The 16,182-nt window shown below is 71.0% G+C and carries 11 protein-coding genes; 4 read left to right on the forward strand and 7 right to left on the reverse strand.

Translation table 11 applies throughout. The annotated features are described in order from the left end of the window. The first annotated feature begins 347 nt into the window (after positions 1 to 347). Positions 348 to 1,595, forward strand: coding sequence for a glycosyltransferase (locus tag ACYVD5_RS01030; protein ID WP_460998925.1), 1,248 nt, complete (start codon positions 348 to 350; stop codon positions 1,593 to 1,595). 99 nt (positions 1,596 to 1,694) lie between these two features. Next, positions 1,695 to 2,657 (forward strand): anti-sigma factor RsbA family regulatory protein, encoded by a 963-nt coding sequence (locus ACYVD5_RS01035; protein WP_460998926.1) that lies wholly within the window; start codon positions 1,695 to 1,697, stop codon positions 2,655 to 2,657. Between the two features lie 67 nt (positions 2,658 to 2,724). Here ACYVD5_RS01035 and ACYVD5_RS01040 read toward each other — a convergent pair whose 3' ends face one another. Together ACYVD5_RS01040 and ACYVD5_RS01045 are read right to left on the reverse strand one after the other, a co-directional pair. Next, on the reverse strand, positions 2,725 to 3,075 hold the full coding sequence (locus ACYVD5_RS01040) for an STAS domain-containing protein (RefSeq protein WP_460999242.1): 351 nt from the start codon (positions 3,073 to 3,075) through the stop codon (positions 2,725 to 2,727). 262 nt (positions 3,076 to 3,337) lie between these two features. Further along, positions 3,338 to 4,090 carry an ANTAR domain-containing protein gene (locus ACYVD5_RS01045; protein WP_460998927.1) on the reverse strand — a complete coding sequence of 251 codons (753 nt, stop codon included), beginning with the start codon at positions 4,088 to 4,090 and terminating at the stop codon, positions 3,338 to 3,340. 196 nt (positions 4,091 to 4,286) lie between these two features. Here ACYVD5_RS01045 and ACYVD5_RS01050 point away from each other — a divergent pair, with 196 nt between their 5' ends. Further along, entirely contained in the window at positions 4,287 to 5,450 is a 1,164-nt protein-coding gene (locus ACYVD5_RS01050) for a GAF domain-containing protein (protein WP_460998928.1), read from the forward strand. Positions 5,451 to 5,483: 33 nt separating this feature from the next. Here ACYVD5_RS01050 and ACYVD5_RS01055 read toward each other — a convergent pair whose 3' ends face one another. The 4 genes from ACYVD5_RS01055 to ACYVD5_RS01070 all read right to left on the reverse strand — a co-directional run bounded on the left by ACYVD5_RS01055 (position 5,484) and on the right by ACYVD5_RS01070 (position 12,970). Beyond that, on the reverse strand, positions 5,484 to 6,497 hold the full coding sequence (locus ACYVD5_RS01055; RefSeq protein WP_460998929.1) for an NADP-dependent oxidoreductase: 1,014 nt from the start codon (positions 6,495 to 6,497) through the stop codon (positions 5,484 to 5,486). A 205-nt stretch (positions 6,498 to 6,702) separates the two neighbouring features. Further along, a complete protein-coding gene (locus tag ACYVD5_RS01060) occupies positions 6,703 to 7,449 on the reverse strand; it encodes a hypothetical protein (protein WP_460998930.1) in 747 nt (248 codons plus the stop codon). 548 nt (positions 7,450 to 7,997) lie between these two features. After that, complete coding sequence (locus ACYVD5_RS01065) at positions 7,998 to 8,663, reverse strand: response regulator (protein ID WP_460998931.1); 666 nt, start codon at positions 8,661 to 8,663, stop codon at positions 7,998 to 8,000. 2 nt (positions 8,664 to 8,665) lie between these two features. Next, the gene (locus tag ACYVD5_RS01070; RefSeq protein WP_460998932.1) at positions 8,666 to 12,970 is read right to left on the reverse strand and encodes a HAMP domain-containing protein; all 4,305 of its coding nucleotides are present in this window, start codon (positions 12,968 to 12,970) and stop codon (positions 8,666 to 8,668) included. A gap of 381 nt (positions 12,971 to 13,351) precedes the next feature. Between ACYVD5_RS01070 and ACYVD5_RS01075 the strand changes: the two genes are divergently transcribed. Further along, complete coding sequence (locus tag ACYVD5_RS01075) at positions 13,352 to 15,571, forward strand: SpoIIE family protein phosphatase (RefSeq protein WP_460998933.1); 2,220 nt, start codon at positions 13,352 to 13,354, stop codon at positions 15,569 to 15,571. On the opposite strand, the gene ACYVD5_RS01080 is transcribed toward ACYVD5_RS01075, so the two are convergent. Beyond that, a complete protein-coding gene (locus ACYVD5_RS01080) occupies positions 15,566 to 16,171 on the reverse strand; it encodes a response regulator (RefSeq protein WP_460998934.1) in 606 nt (201 codons plus the stop codon). The genes ACYVD5_RS01075 and ACYVD5_RS01080 overlap by 6 nt on opposite strands. Positions 16,172 to 16,182 lie beyond the last annotated feature (11 nt).

A 16,182-nucleotide genomic window follows, 5' to 3' on the forward strand; every position in this document is an offset into this window, starting at 1 on the left:
CAGGCCCGTTGGGTGTCTAAGACGCAGACACACCGACGTTCGCGCGCTCGCCGCGGCGCAGTTGCACTGCGCCTGTGTTCAGCGGGCGCTTTTTTCGTTTCCGCGAACGCCCAAGGTGTGATCTCCATGCGTCTGGCCCGCTTTACCCGTTTCCGTGTTGCTTCGGAACCCCTTCCCTCAACCCATTCCCGCCGCGTGCCCGGCCTGCCGTGCCGCCTGCGCCCCCTGCGCAGGTCCGCACCGCGGTGCTGCGCGCCCGGCGGCGCCGCGCTGTCCGCGGCACCGCACCCCTGCGGCCCAGCACCCGCCTTCGCACCGGGTCGTCGTCTCGCCATGAGGAGTCACACGTGAAAATCGCCATGGTCGCCGAGCACGCCAACCCGCTCCCCGCCCACCGCGGGGAACCCACCTGCGGCGACAGCGTGCACATCGCCGCGCTCTCCCGCCAGCTGGCCAAACTCGGCCACCGCGTGACGGTCTACGCCCGCCGGCACTCGCCCGATGTCCCCGAACGCTCCCGCATGGGCCGCGGCGTCACCGTCGAGCACCTGGCCGCCGGACCCCAGCGCCACCTCGACGAAGGCTCCGCCGCCGACCACACCGGTGCCTTCGCCGCCGCGCTGGGCGAGCGGCTCGGCGAGGACCCGCCCGACGTGCTGCACGCCTTCGGCTGGACGAGCGGGCTCGCCGCCGCGTCGGCCGCGCAGCACGCCGCAACCGGCGGCGAGGCCCCGCCCATTGTGCAGACATTCCACTCGCTCAACGCCGCCGAACAGCGCGCCGGCCTGCCCGAACGCACCGACCGCGCCCGGATCGAGGCCGCGATCGCCGGCCGCGCCGACCACATCGCGGTCAACTCCGCCGACCAGCGCTTCGAACTCGCCCGCATGGGATTGCCCCGCGACCGTGTCAGCGTGGTGCCCTTCGGTGTCGACACCGACCACTTCAGCACCGAGGGCAGCACCTCCACCGACATCTGGAGCCCGCGCAAGAACGGCGGCACCCGCCTCATCTCGGTGACCGACCTGGCCGCCGGCGGCGCCGAGGTGCTGATCCACACCCTGCGCCGGCTGCCGGATGCCGAACTGACCGTCGTGGCGGGCCCCGCGCAGGTCGAACTGCCGCTCAACGACGACGCGCGGCGCCTGGAGCTGCTGGCCAAGGAACTCGGCGTCGACGACCGGCTCAGCCTCACCGGCCCGGTCGACCGCAAGGAGCTGCCGCGCCTGCTGCGCTCCGCCGACGTCTACGTCTCCGGGTCGGCCTACGAGCCCTTCGGCGGGGCCGTGCTGGAGGCCATGGCCTGCGGGCTGCCGGTGGCGGCCCGCGGGGCGGGCAGCGTCAACGAGGCCGTGCTGCACGGCACGACCGGCACGCTGCTGCGCACCGCGCGCCCCGACTCGCTGGCCCGGGCGGTGCGCGGCCTCACGTCCGAACCCACCATGGCCACCGCCTACGGGATCGCCGGGAGCGACCGCGCGGCCTCGCGGTTCACCTGGCAGCGGGTGGCGGCCGAAACCGAGCGCGTCTACCAGCGCGCCTGCCCCAGCCGGCAGGCCGACCTCCCCTGCGCCGCGGGTGATGATGCACACTGACCGTTGTCCACCGCCACCGGAATTGTGCGGGGGCGCCGACGGCCGGTCCGGTTGGCCAGTGATACCGGCTGCGGCTGGGAGGGCTGCCGGGAGGAGGCCATGACATCGCGCGCCGAGTCGGCCGGTACCGGTACGGAGCAGACCGCGGATTTCGAGCACCGCGGGACGTTCTTCTCCGCTCCAGCCGACCTGCGCGCCCGCGTGCTTCCGGTGGTGCGTTCGGCGCTGGAGCGCGGCGAGCGCACCGTGCTGGCGGCGGCCCCGCACACCCGCGCCGCCCTCCTGGCGGGCCTGGGGCCTGCCGAAACCTCGGCCGTGGAAGCCGTGGAGCACCAGGAGTTCTACGACGCCCCCGGGCGCACCCTGGCCGCGCTGCACCGGTGCGCCCGCACCGGGTATCCCCGGCCCGTGCTCGTGGTGGGCGAGCCGCCGCTGCCCGCCGACGACCCGGTCGGGCTGCGCGAATGGCACCGGCTGGACTCGGTACTGGCCACCGCGCTGGCAGGCACCCGGCTGCACCTGCTGTGCCTGCACGACGACCGCGTGCTGTCCGAGCAAGTGCGGCGCGACGTCCGGCGCACCCACCCGGTGCTGCTGACCCGCTGCGGCGAGCACCCCAGCCCCGACTATGTCGAGCCGTCGGTCTTCGGCGCGCCCGATGCCGCGCCCGTGCCGCCCCCGCCGGCGGGTGAGCGGTTCGGGCTGGAGATCGGCCCCGACCTGGCGGCGCTGCGCACCGCACTCACCGAACTCGCGGCAAAGGCCGAGGTACCCGAAAGGCTGCTGGGCGATGTGGTGCTGGCGGTCAACGAGCTGGCCGCGAACGTGGTCGAGCACGGCGGCGGTTCCGGCACGTTGTCGCTGTGGCGCAGCCCCGGCTGGGTGGTCTGCGATGTGCTCGACCGCGCCGGCCGCCTGCGCGACCCGCTGAGCGGCTACCACCCGACCGACCCCGTCAGCCCGCGCGGTTACGGCCTGTGGATCACCCGGCAGGTCTGCGACTTCATGGAGATCAACGGCGGGGCGGGCGGTTCACTGGTCCGCGTGCACTTCCGGGCCTGACCGGGCGCGGCGGCACCCATCCGGACGGGCGGCGCGCGCAGGTACTGCGGGCGCGCTCCGGCACACCTCAGGCGAGCACGGTCTCGACGGCGTGGCCGGTGTCCTCCTCGATCCGCAGCACCTGGTCGATGCCTGCGATCACGAAAAGCCGCAGCACGCTGCGCTGCGGCGCCGCCACTGCGAGGCCGACGCCCTGGTCGCGGGCCTGGCGGTAGGCGGAGACGAGCACGCCGATGCAGCGGGAGTCGCAGAAGCCCACGCGGGAGAGATCGATCACGATCCCCCGGCACGGGGGGTCGGCGGCCAGCAGGCCCTCCAGCACCTCGGCGAGGCCGGGCGAGGTGACCGCGTCCAGTTCGCCCTCGGGGGCGACCACCACGACGTCGCCCTCCGACCGGACCGGGATATCCGTCGCCACAGTCACGCTCCTCGATCCCTGGTCCCTGCTGGAGGCGCTGCGCGCCGCGGTCATATCCTGTCCTGCCCCGTTCGTGGGCAACGCCGGAGGAGGGGCTTCGGTTCCCTTCGCGCCACCGGTGCAGGCGAAGGCCCGCCCGCGTTCCGCCAACATTAACCGCACCGCTGAACAGTGCCGCAGCGGTCGGTGCGGATTTCATTTCACAGTTCCCCGCCGCCGCCCGCTTGCCGCCACCCTTGTGCCGCCGGCAAGGGCCGCCGGGCTAGCGGCCGCTGCTGTGGGCGTGCTCGGCGACCAGGCTGCGGGCGACCTCGGCGACCTTCATCCGGTTGCGCTGGGCAACCCGGCGCAGCTCCTCGAACGCCTCGCCGGCGTCGCACCCGCGGGCGTGCATCACAATGCCCTTGGCCTGGTCGATTACCCCCCGCACCGACATCGCACGGCGCATGTGGGCGGCCTCGCGGGCGACGTCGGTGTAGCGGTCGGCGCTGTGCAGTGCGACGGCCGCGTGCTCGGCCAGCAGCGCCATCAGCGGGGTCACCATCTCGGCGTCGAAGGCGTCGGCCCGGCCGGCGTGCACGCCGAAGGTCACCACTTCGCCCTCCAGCTCGCAGGGGAAGGTCACCGACGACCGGTCGCCGCACTGCACGGCCATGCTGGTGTAGGCGGGCCAGCGCTCCTCGCGCAGCACATCGCCCACCGTCACCGGGCGCATTTCCCGCACGGCCTCGACAGTGGGGCCTTCGTCGGTCGTGTACTGGTGCTCGAAGGCCGTGGCCAGGTCGGAGTGGGAGGCGCCGTAGTCGACCACGACGTGGCGGCCCGCGACCTGCTCGGATTCCTCGGAGCGGTCATCGCCGGGGGCCACGTCGTGCCAGATCACCACGAGCGCCGCGGAACAGCCCGGCACCTCGCGGGCCGCGGCTGCGCTCATCCGGTCCAGCGCGCGCTCCGGGGTGGCGGTCTCGGCCTGGCCGAGCGCTCCGATCTCGCGCGCGAGGCGATCGACCCACATAGGCTCGTCCCCCCCTTTGCTCATCCGGTGCCCTGCGATGCCCGGACGGCCGGGGCGGGCGCGGCGGGCGGACCGGGTGACTCCACGGTAACCGCGATCTCACCGCGCCTGATTCATGCGCTAGCGTCATTGCAGGAGCCGGACTTCGCGCACGTGGCCCGGCGGCCCGCGCCCGTCCCGTGTCAGGAGCCGAAGCGTGCCGGAGAACCTCGCCGATCTGCAACGCGAGATCGCCGAACTGAGCGCTCGCGCGGCGGCTCTGCGCAGCACGCACACGACCTACCCGCGCGACTCCGCCGATACCGCCGATGCGGCGCTGGCCGAGCTCGGTTTCGCCGAACAGCTGCTCCAGGACTGCGGGCAGCGCCTCGCAGCCGCAGAGTCCGCGTCGCCGCGGCGGTCCAACGGCGACGACGAGCGGGCGGTGCTGCGCGCGGTCTTCACCCAGTTGAGCGTGCCCGTGGTGCTGCTCGACCACGAGGGCTACATCCGGCGCATCAACGCCATCGGCGCCGACCGCCTGGGCAGCTCCAGCGGCTACCTTTCCGGTAAGCCGTTCGCCAACTTCGTCGACCTGCGCCGCCGTGCCGCGATGCGGTCGCGGCTGGCGGCGGTGCTGCGCAACGGCGAGACCGCCTCGTTCGAGTCGCGACTGGCCCAGCGCGGGTGGGCCGAGGACGTGCACATGACGCTGACCCGCCTGGAGGTGCCCACCGAGGCCGCCCACCTGGTGCTGGTCGTGTTGTCGCCGCCGCTGGCGGGCGGCGAGGACGAAGGCCCGGCGCCGCTGGAACCCGAGGTCGAGGACCAGGTCGTGGTGCTGGCGGCACGGCGGCTGGATGTGCTGACGCGGATGACGCGGCTGCTGCTGGGCAGCGCCGGGCCGGGCGGCGCGGGCCGCCCGCTGGCGCTGGACGACGCCGCCGCGCTACTGGCCGACTCCTACGCCGACTGGGTGGTCGTCGACGTCTGCGACCTGCCCGACAGCGCCGAGCAGGCCCGCCGCGCGGTCGTGGCCGGCCCGGCCGGCGAGGACGCCCAACGGGCCCTGGTCGAGTCGCTCGACCCGCTGCGCTCGGACATCCCCCGCGAGGTACTCAAGAACGGCAAGTCGGTCCTCAGCCAGCTCATCGAGGACGAGACCGCCCTCGGCCAGAGCGCCGATGGTGCCCCGGTCCTCAGCGCCCTGGGAGCGGGGTCGCTGATGAGCGTTCCGCTGAAAGGCAGCCGCGGTGTCCGCGGCGCCCTGACCCTGATCCGCCGGAGCAACCGCGGCACCTTCCGCCTGGCCGACCTGGGCCTCATCGAGGAGATCGGCGAACACATCGGCCTGGCCCTGCCGCCGCGGCAACCGACCTGAGCCGCGCGCACGGGCGGCCGGGGATGAAGCACGTCAAAGGCGGACGATCATCTTGCCCGTGTTGCGGCCGCGCATCATGCCCAGGAACGCGTCGGGCGCGTTCTCGATGCCGTCGGCGAAGGTCTCGTCCGTTCTGATCGCCCCTTCGGCCAGCCACGGTCCGATGTCCTCCAGGAACGCGCGCCTGCGGTCCAGGTGGTCGGAGACGATGAAGCCCTGCATCCGGACCCGGCGGGCGATCGCCTGGAACATGTCGCGCGGGCCCGGGGCCGGTTCGGTCGCGTTGTACTGGGAGATCATCCCGCACAGCGCGATCCGCCCGTGGTTGCGCATGTTGTGCAGGGCCGCCTCCAGGTGCTCGCCGCCGACGTTGTCGAAGTAGACGTCGATGCCGTCGGGCGCGAGTTCGGCCAGCCGGTCGGCCACCGGACCGTCGTGGTAGTCGAACGCCGCATCGAAGCCGAGCACGTCGCGGACGTGCTCGACCTTGGCCTTGCTGCCGGCGCTGCCGATCACCCGGCCGGCGCCCTTCAGCTTGGCCAGCTGGCCGGCAGTGCTGCCCACGGCCCCTGCGGCGCCGGAGATGAAGACCGTCTCGCCGGGCGCCATCTGCGCGATGTCGAACAGGCCCACCCAGGCGGAGAGCCCGGTCCCGCCGGCGATGCCCAGGTAGTCGGTCTCGGACCGCACCAGGCCGGGGTCGACCACTTGGGCCTGGTCGGCGGGCAGGGTGGCGTACTCCCGCCAGCCCAGGTTGTGCATCACCAGGCTGCCCCCGGCGACCGCGTCGGCCCGGGAGGCCACCACCTCGCCCAGAGCGGCACCGTCCATCGGCCGGTTCAGCTCGAAGGGCGGCACGTAGGACTTCGCGTCCCGCATACGGCTGCGCATGTAGGGGTCGACGGACATGTAGCGGTTGCGCACGAGGATCTCGCCCGGCCCCGGATCGGCCACGGGTTCGTCGACGACGCGGAAGTTCTCCGGGCCGGGCTCGCCCTGCGGGCGTGCGGCCAAGTGGACGGCGCGTGCGGTATCCGGTGTGGTCACGGGTGTTCCTCCCCATTGCGAACAGTGACGATCGGCCGCTCGCGGACAGGCTAACCAACCAGACGGTTGCGTACCCTCCGGGGCGCATAGTTCTGCGGGGGTGATCCCATCGACCCTGCGGAAATGTCCAGGTCCGGCGCCGGACCTGGGCATTTCCGCATGATCACTGCGGTGCGCGGATCACAAAAACCGATCGATCAGGACACTAGCGCCGCATCAGGTAGATCATGCCGCCGATGGCCGCGATGCCTGCGATCACCAGGACGCCGCCGATGATCGCCCCGCCGATCAGCAGGGGCTGCATTCCGTCGTCGCCGGGCTCGGCAGCCGCGGGGTCGTCGGTCGCACCGGTGCCGGGGTCGTCCTGGGCCGCCGGGTCCTCGGAGGGCATTGCCTCGCCGGTGACGTTGACCGTGGCCAGGGGCTCGGGGGCGGTGTCCGGTGAGCAGATGGTGGTCGAGTCGCCGGCGCTCTGCTCGACGTCGATGGTGATGGCGTCGGCCGCGAGGGTCACCTCGCCGGGTGCGGTGGGGGTGAAGGTGCCGCTCAGCTTGCTCTCGTCGAAGGTCTCCTCGTTCTCGGAGCCGAACGACGCGGCGGCCTCGGTGGAGGCCGAAGCGGTCAGCGCCGGGGCTGCGGCGCCGCCCAGCGCGACGTCGGCGGTGAGGGTGCCCGCGGTGATCTCGCCGCCGTCGGTGTAGGAGTAGTAGTTGTAGTCGTTCGGCTGCATCTCGAACGTAATCTCCTGGCCGACCTCGGCCTCGGCCGGCGCCGCGACACGCACCTCGATGTCCATCGTCTCCGAGGACGAGCCGTCCTGGTCATCGCAGGTGTAGCTGTAGGTGGCCGTTGACTCTTCGAGGGTGCCGGCGGCAGCGGGCACCGCGCTGAATCCCAGGCCGAGGCAGATGGCTGCGAAGCCGAAGGCCGTGCGGGGCATCGTACGGGACACGGTTGTCGCTCCAATGGGTCCGAGGGGGCAATTGGATCGCGCCGCACCACATTGGCGAACCGGGCGAACTGGGCGAATCAACCGACGCGGGGTGACCGAGTGGCCCTGCTATGTGGCGGCGAATCATGCTGAACTGGCGGGAATGACGTAAAGACCGGGTCAAGCTACCACGATTAACACCGGGACCCGCTGGTCAGCGCCGTGCACGAGTGTTCCTGCCGGGGCGCCATCCGCCCCGAACGGGGATGAATCACCCGTCGTCGCACACACGAGACCCCGGGTACCGGGGTTTCCCGGGCAGCCGCCTGCGGCGGCCGATCTTCGCTGACTTGGACGCCGCCGCCCCGGCCCCGGTTCCCGTGTTCTGCTGTGCTGCGGCGCGGTGGGGCTCCGGCCGCCCGCAAGCCCCGCAGGCGCGCAATCCCGCACACTCCGCGGGCCCCGCACTCACCCGCGCTGCGCAGCCCCGGCGGCGGACCCGCGCCGTGCGCGGCGGCGCGGGCGCGGGGCACCCGGCCGGTGGCCGCCACCGGTCAGCCGGGTGCGGTCTACTTCGCGGAGGTGTCGCGCTGCTGGTCGCGCTGCTCGGGACCGCGGATGGCGTCGACCAGGGTGGTGAGCTGGGCGACCGACCGGTCGAGGTCGCGCACGGCCTCGACCGTGCGCGGGTCGGAGTCGTCGGTGACGATCCGCTCCCGCAGCGACTCCAGGTTGGTGTTGATCTCGGAGACCCGGCGCGAGAGCTGCGCCGAGACCGGCACCGCGGACTCGCCGGTCTCGGCGGCCAGGTTGCGCTGCAGCATCTGCGACTGGGTGCGCAGCCGCTGCTTGACCTGGTGCAGCTCGACAAAGACCTCGACCTTGGACCGCAGCACCCACGGGTCGAACGGCTTGGTCAGGTAGTCGATGGCCCGCGACGCGTACCCGCGGAACACCCGGTGCCGGTCGATGCCGGCACCGGTGAGGAAGATGATCGGGACGTCCTTGGTCTTCTCGCGCTGCTTGATGTGGGAAGCGGTTTCGAAACCGTCCATGCCCGGCATCACGACATCGAGCAGGATCACCGCGAACTCGTCCTCGAGGAGCGCCTTCAGTGCCTCCTCACCCGAAGTGGCGCGCACCAGGTTCTGGTCCAAGGAGGTGAGGATGGCCTCCAGGGCCGTGAGGTTCTCATCGCGGTCGTCCACGAGGAGGATGTTGGCCTTATGCGGCACGTTTACTGCTCCTGCTCCTGGTCCGGGCTGTCCTGGGGGGCGCCGCCATCCAACCACCTGCGGATCACGTTCAGCAGGTGGTCGAGGTTGACCGGCTTGGTCACGTAGTCCGTGGCGCCCGCCTCAAGGCTGCGTTCGCGGTCGCCCTGCATCGCCTTGGCGGTGAGCGAGATGATCGGCAGCTCCGCGAACTGCGGCATCTCGCGGATGGCGCGAGTGGTGGCGTCGCCGTCGAGCTCGGGCATCATGATGTCCATCAGCACCAGCTCGACGTTCTCGTTGGCCTCCAGTTTCTCGATGCCGGAGTGGCCGTTGTCGGCGTAGTGCACCCGCAGCCCGTGCGCCTCCAGCGCGCTGGTCAGCGCGAACACGTTGCGGATGTCGTCGTCGACGATGAGCACCTCGCGCCCGGTCAGTACGGCATCGCGGTCGGGATCGGGCTCCGCGCCGGTCTCGGACCCGCCGGCGGACTCGTTCTCGGCCTGGCCGTCCGTTGGCGGCTGCTCGGCCAGGACGGGTACCGGCGCCGGCTCGGAGCCGGTTTCGGGTGCGGTCTCGGACTCGGCCGCGGCGGCCTCGATCTCCTCCAGCCTGCCCAGGTCGGCAGGGCTGTCGGGAATCTGCACATCGACCTCTGTGAGCGGTTCGATGTCGGCGCGGGAGCCGGTGACCGGCTCGGGCGAGGAGTCCAGCGACTGCTGCTGACGCTGTGCCGTGCCTTCGGGCACCCGCACCGGCAGCAGCAGGGTGAACGTGCTGCCCTCGCCGTAGACGCTCTGCACCCGGATTTCGCCGCCCAGCAGCCGCGCGTAGTTCTGGCTGATGGACAGGCCCAGTCCGGTACCGCCGAAGCGGCGGCTGGTACCGCCGTCGCCCTGGTGGAACGCCTCGAAGACGACCTGCAGCTTGTCGTCGGGGATGCCGATGCCGGTGTCGGCGACCGAGAACGCGATGATCTCGTCGTTCTCGCCGAACATGTCGAGGTCGGCGTCCTCCAGCGCCCAGGCCGGCTCGATGAGCAGCCGGACCTCGCCGGCGTTGGTGAACTTCACCGCGTTGGACAGCAGGTTGCGCAGGATCTGCTGCAGCCGCTGCTCGTCGGTCCACAGGTAGCTCGGGATGTCCGGGGAGACCTCGACACCGAACGCCAGGCCGCGCTCGGCGGTCATCGGCCTGAAGGACGCCTCGACGTAGTCGACCAACTGGATGATGGAGACGTCGGCGGCCTGGACCTCGGCCCGCCCGGCCTCGACCTTGGCCAGGTCCAGGATCTCGTCGATGAGCTGGAGCAGTTCGTTGCCCGCCTTGTGGATGGTCTGGGCGAACTCGACCTGCTTGGCGGTGAGGTTCTGCTCGGTGTTGTCGGCCAGCAGCCGCGCCAGGATGAGCAGGCTGTTCAGCGGTGTGCGCACCTCGTGCGACATGTTCGCGAGGAACTCGGACTTGTACTTGGACGAGACCTGCAGCTGGTGGGCGCGGTCCTCCAGCGAGCGCCGCGCCCGCTCGATCTGCCGGTTCTGCAGCTCGATCGCCCGGTTCTGGCTCGCGAGCTGCCCGGCCTTGCTGTGCAGCTCGGCGTTCTTGCGGCGCAGTTCCTCCTGCTGGCGCTGCAGCTCGTTGGAGCGTTCCTGCAGCGCGTTGGTGAGCTGGCGCGACTGCAGCAGCAGGTACTCGGTCTTGGAGTTGGCCAGGATGGTGTTGACCGTGGTGCCCAGCTGGGCCATCAGCTGGCGCACGAAGCTCAGGTGCACCTCGCGGAAGCGCCCGTAGGAACCGAGCTCGACCACGCCCAAAACCCGGCCTTCGGAGATGATCGGGAAGATCGCGATGGTCAGCGGCTCGGCCGCGCCGAGGCCCGAGCCGACCTGCACGTAGCCCGGCGGCACGTTGTAGATGATCATTTCGCGCTTCTGCGCGATGACCTCGCCGACCAGACCGGTGCCCGAACGCACGCGGCGGCGGTCCTCGTCGGGCTGGTAGCCGAAGCCGCCGAAGAGCAGGAACACCTCTTCGTCGTCCTTCTCTTCGGGCAGGTAGCAGGCGCCGTGCTGGGCCTCGACCAGCGGCGTGACCTCGGTCATGATCAGCCGGGCCAGCTCGTTGAGGTCGCGGTGGCCCTGGATACGCCCGGAGATCCGCGCCAGGTTGCTCTTCAGCCAGTCCTCGTCGCGCTGGGCCGAGGTGGTCTCGCGCAGATTGCTCACCATCAGGTTGATGTTGTCCTTGAGCTTCTGCATCTCGCCGCGGGCGTCGACCTGGATGTTCTGGGTGAGGTCGCCGCGGGTGACCGCGCTGGCGACCTCGCCGATCGCGCGCACCTGGGTGGTCAGGTTGCCGGCCAGCTCGTTGACGCTGTCGGTCAGCTGCTTCCAGGTGCCCGACACGCCGTCGACCTTGGCCTGCCCGCCGAGCTGGCCCTCACTGCCGACCTCGCGGGCGACCCGGGTGACCTCGGTGGCGAACGCCGAGAGCTGGTCGACCATGACGTTCACGGTGTCCTTCAACTCCAGGATCTCCCCCTGGGCGTCGACCGTGATCTTCTTGCTCAGATCGCCGTTGGCGACCGCCGAGGTGACCTGGGAGATATTGCGCACCTGGGTGGTGAGGTTCTGCGACATCGAGTTGACGTTCTCGGTGAGGTCCTTCCAGATGCCCGAGACGCCCTTGACGTCGGCGCGCCCGCCCAGCTGGCCCTCGGTACCGACCTCGCGCGCCATGCGCGTGACCTCGTCGGCAAAGGACTCCAGCTGGTCCACCATGACGTTTATGGTGTCCTTCAACTCCAGGATCTCGCCCTTGGCGTTGACCGTGACCTTCTTGGTGAGGTCGCCGCGCGCGACCGCCTGAGTGACGACGGAGATCTGGCGCACCTGGTGGGTCAGGTTGTTGGCCATGGAGTTGACGTTGTCGGTGAGGTCCTTCCACACGCCGGATACCCCGCGCACGTGCGCCTGGCCGCCCAGGGTGCCTTCGGTACCGACCTCGCGGGCCATGCGGGTGACCTCGTCGGCGAAGGACTCCAGCTGGTCGACCATGGTGTTGACCGTGTCCTTCAGGTCGAGCATCTCGCCTTGGGCGTCGACCGTGATCTTCTTGGACAGGTCGCCCCTGGCGACCGCGGTGGTGACCTGGGAGATGTTGCGTACCTGGTAGGTCAGGCTGTTGGCCATCGAGTTGACGTTGTCGGTGAGGTCCTTCCAGATCCCCGACACGCCCTTGACGTTGGCGCGGCCGCCCAGCTTGCCCTCGGTGCCCACTTCGCGCGCCACCCGGGTGACCTCGTCGGCGAAGGAGTCGAGCTGGTCGACCATCGTGTTGACCGTGTCCTTGAGCTGCAGCATCTCGCCCTGGACGTCAACGGTGACCTTGCGGCTCAGATCGCCGCGCGCAACCCCGGTGGTCACCTGGGAGATGTCGCGCACCTGGTTGGTCAGGTTGTCGGCCATCGAATTGACGTTGTCGGTCAGGTTCTTCCAGATGCCGGAGACGCCCTTGACATTGGCGCGGCCGCCCAGCTTGCCCTCGGTGCCGACCTCGCGCGCAACGCCGGTGACCTCGTCGGCAAAGGTCGACAGCTGGTCCACCATGCCGTTCACGGTGTCCTTCAGCTGGAGCATCTCGCCCTGGACGTCGACGGTCACCTTGCGGCTCAAGTCGCCCTCGGCGACCGCTGTGGTGACCTCGGAGATGTTGCGCACCTGCGCGGTCAGCCGCGCAGCCATCTGGTTGACCGACTCGGTGCATTCGCGCCAGGCGCCGGAGACGCCGTCGACCTTGCCGCTGCCGCCCAGCTTGCCCTCGGTGCCGACCTCGCGCGCCACCCGGGTGACCTCGCTGGTGAAACCGTTCATCTGGTCGGTCATGCGGTTGACCGAGGTGGCCAGGCGCAGCAGGTCGCCGTGCAGCGACCCGTGCCGGCTGGTGAGGTCGACCCGCTGCGACAGGTCGCCGCCGGCCACCGAGTCCAGCACCTGTGCGACAGAGGTCACCGGTTCGCTGACCTCGTCCAGCAACTGGTTCAGCGAGCGGACGCTCTTGCCCCAGGCGCCCCGCGCCGGGCTTACCGCGATACGCTCGTTGAGTCGGCCTTCGGTGCTGACCACACCGCCGACACGCTGCAGCTCGCTGCTTACCTGCTCGCAGTGGTCCAGCACCTGGTTGAACACGGAGGCGATCTCACCCGACCGGCCCTCGCCGCGAGAGGCCAGCCGTACACTGAAATCGCCGTCGCGCATGCTGTAGAGCGCTCGGAGCAATTCGTCGAGCTGTGCGTCCTGCTCCTCCGGCGCCCTCGTGGCCTCGGGCATTGGTCCCCTCCTCTACTGCTCATCGCGCACATCTCGGGACGGTGGGGGATCCGGGAAACGCTTCGCCCGGGTCGGGCGACGATGGTGTCGCCCGTGGTCATCGATGCACCGTACCGTGATGGACGATGGCCATACCAGACATCACCCGAGATGGGCCGCAGTGCTCCAGGTTATGCGGCCGAGCTGCTCGCTGGACGAGCGTTCTGACATCATGGCCGGGTTGCTGTTCCCACTGTGCCCGCTTGCGGGGCCCCACGCGGACACCCGCGGGCCGCCGCAACCCGAAGGGAATTCGAAGGGATTGGAGGTCGGAGCCGCTGTGGCAACGCATTCACCGGCCCTCGCCCGCCTCGCGCAACACGGAGACCGTACGGCTTCACGATGCCATATGACACGATGAAGGTCGCCCGGCGCGACTTCTCACCCACCCCTTCGACCGCAGGCGAAGCCCGCGAGTTCGTGCGCGACACCCTCAACGAGTGGGACGCCGGCCAAGCGGTCGACGACGTCGTCCTGCTCGTCAGCGAACTCGTCACCAACGCGGTCGTGCACGCCGAAAGCGTCCTCGAACTGGTCGTGCGCCGCCTGGCCGATTCGGTCGAGGTGGTCGTGGCCGACCGGGTCCCGGAACGGGCCGTGCCCCAGGCCGGACCGCTCTCGGTCGACACCTCGCCGGCGGCCGACCCCGGCCGCAGCGGCGGACTCGGCCTGGCCTTGGCCGCGGCGATCGCCACCAGCTGGGGCGTCAGCTACAGCAAGGACGACAAGGCCGTCTGGTTCCGCATCCAGGACGAGACCACCGAGGACTCCCCCGACCCCGACTCCTCCGACGGCGAAACCTCCGGCGACTCGCTCACCCCGCCGGCCCCGGTGCGGCCCGCCCGGCGCCGCCCCGCCCGCCCCAACCCGTGGGCCGCGCTCGACGCCGCACTGAACGCGCGGCTGCCGATGCCGGAACTGCTCGACCGCACCGTGGAGTACTCGCGTTCGGCCCTGGGCGGCGACGCCGCCTACATCGCGCTCGCCACCACCGACGAGACCGAGTGGGACATGCGCGCCGCCACCGGCCTGACCGAGGACCCCTGGCGCCCCTTCCGCAGCCGCACCGAGGAGACGTTCCCCTCGGTGGCTCCGGCGCCCGGCGCTATCATCAACGACGACCTGATGATCGCCCGCGCCCACCGCGGCAAGCTGGCCCAGGCCGGCATGCGTTCCCTGGTGACCGCGCCGCTGATCGTCGACGGCCGCATCACCGGGCTGATCGGGGTGGCTTCGCGGCGCATCCGGCACTTCGGCGACACCGCGGCCAAACGGCTGCAGGACGGCGCCGACCGCATCGCGCTGCCCATCGAACGCGCCCGGCTGGCAGAGGTCGAACTCGCCCGGCGCGCCAGCCTGAGCTTCCTGGCCGAGGCCAGCGACCTGCTCACCGGCACGCTCAACGAGCAGATGACCGCGGCGCTGGCCGCCCAACTGGTCGCTTCGCGCCTGGGCAGCTGGTGCGCGGTGCACTCCATCAGCGAACTGGGCACCACGCGGCTGATGCACACGATGCACAGCAACGAGAACTACAACGACGTGCTGCGCACGCTGCTGACCGAGCTGCCGCCGCCCATCCAGCGCGAACCGCGGCCGCTGTGGAGCAGCGAGATGCTCTCGGCGGCCGGGCTGGCCGACGAACTGCTGCTGGAGCTCGCCGAAGGCCCCGCCATAAGCGTTCCGCTGGTGGCCCACGGCCAGACCCTGGGCCGGATCACACTGGGCAAGGACGCCGACGCCGACTTCACCCGCGACGACGTGGACGTGGTCGACGACCTCGCCCGCCGGGTGTCCTCGGCCATGGAGAACGCCCGGCTCTACGCCGGGCAGACCTCGATGAGCGAGGCGCTGCAGCACAGCCTGCTGCCCGCCAAGGAAAAGGAACCGAACATCCCCGGCGTCGACCACGCGGTGTTCTACCGCTCGGCCGACGAACGCACGGTGGTGGGCGGCGACTTCTACGACGTGTTCGCCACCGACGGCCGGTGGTGTTTCGCGATCGGCGACGTGTGCGGCACAGGTCCCGCGGCCGCCGCGGTCACCGGACTCGCCCGCCACACCCTGCGGGCACTGGCCCGCGAAGGGTTCTCGCCCGCCCACATCATGGACCGGCTGAACAAGGCCATCCTGGACGAGAACACCAGCACCCGGTTTTTGACCATGCTCTACGGCGAGATGACCCCGTTGGGCGGGCCGGGCGGAGGCATGCGCCTGCGCCTGGTCTCGGCGGGCCATCCGCTGCCGCTGCGGCTGAACCAGAAGGGCGAGGTCGACTCCGTCGGCTCCTCGCAGCCGCTGCTGGGCGCCTTCGAGGACGTCGACTTCTACACCGAGACCATGGAGATCGGCTCCGGCGACGTGCTGCTGGCGGTCACCGACGGTGTCACCGAGCGCCGCAACGGCGCGGAAATGCTCGGCGACGAAGGGCTGACCCGGATCTTCACCAACTGCTCCGGGCTGACCGCCCAAGCGGTCATCGTCCGTATCGACCGCGACCTGGAGGAGTTCGCCCCAGGCGGGCACACCGACGACACCGCGATGCTGGTGCTGCGGTTCCTATAGCCAGCCCATCTCCTGAGCCGTGCGGATGGCCGACATGCGGTTGCCGGCGCCGGTCTTGGTGATGGCGCTGGAGAGGTAGTTGCGCACCGTGCCCTCGCTCAGGTGCAGCCGGGCGGCGATGGCGCCCACCGCGCTGCCCTCGGCGGCGGCGCGCAGCACCTCGGTTTCGCGGGCGGTCAGCGGGTTCTCGCCCGCGGCCATCGCGGTGGCGGCCAGCTCGGTGTCGACGTAGCGCCCGCCGCCGTGCACCTTGCGGATCGCCCCGGCGAGCTGCTCAACGGGCGCGTCCTTGGCCAAAAACCCCCGCGCACCGGCGGCCAGTGCCCGGCGCAGGTAGCCCGGGCGGCCGAAGCTGGTCAGGATCAGCACCCCGCACCCGGGTGCGGCCGCACGCAGCTCGGCGGCGACCTCCAGTCCGCCGCGGCCGGGCATCTCGATGTCCAGGACCGCGATGTCGGCGCGCTGCTCGGCCACCGCAGCGGCGACCTCGTCGCCCCGCCCGACCTGGGCGCAGACCTCCAGGTCGGGTTCCAGCCCCAGCAGCGCGGCGATCGCGCCGCGCACCAGGTGCTCGTCGTCGGCGAGTACCACGCGGATCACGCGGTCACATC

This window comes from Streptomonospora sediminis, from assembly GCF_054778995.1.

What these genes read in the sequence shown, in the direction of transcription:
- ACYVD5_RS01070 (WP_460998932.1), bottom strand. Translation starts at nt 12,970, where the DNA reads ATGCCCGAGGCCACGAGGGCGCCGGAGGAGCAGGACGCACAGCTCGAC.
- ACYVD5_RS01035 (WP_460998926.1), top strand. Translation starts at nt 1,695, where the DNA reads ATGACATCGCGCGCCGAGTCGGCCGGTACCGGTACGGAGCAGACCGCG.
- ACYVD5_RS01045 (WP_460998927.1), bottom strand. Translation starts at nt 4,090, where the DNA reads ATGTGGGTCGATCGCCTCGCGCGCGAGATCGGAGCGCTCGGCCAGGCC.
- ACYVD5_RS01075 (WP_460998933.1), top strand. Translation starts at nt 13,352, where the DNA reads ATGCCATATGACACGATGAAGGTCGCCCGGCGCGACTTCTCACCCACC.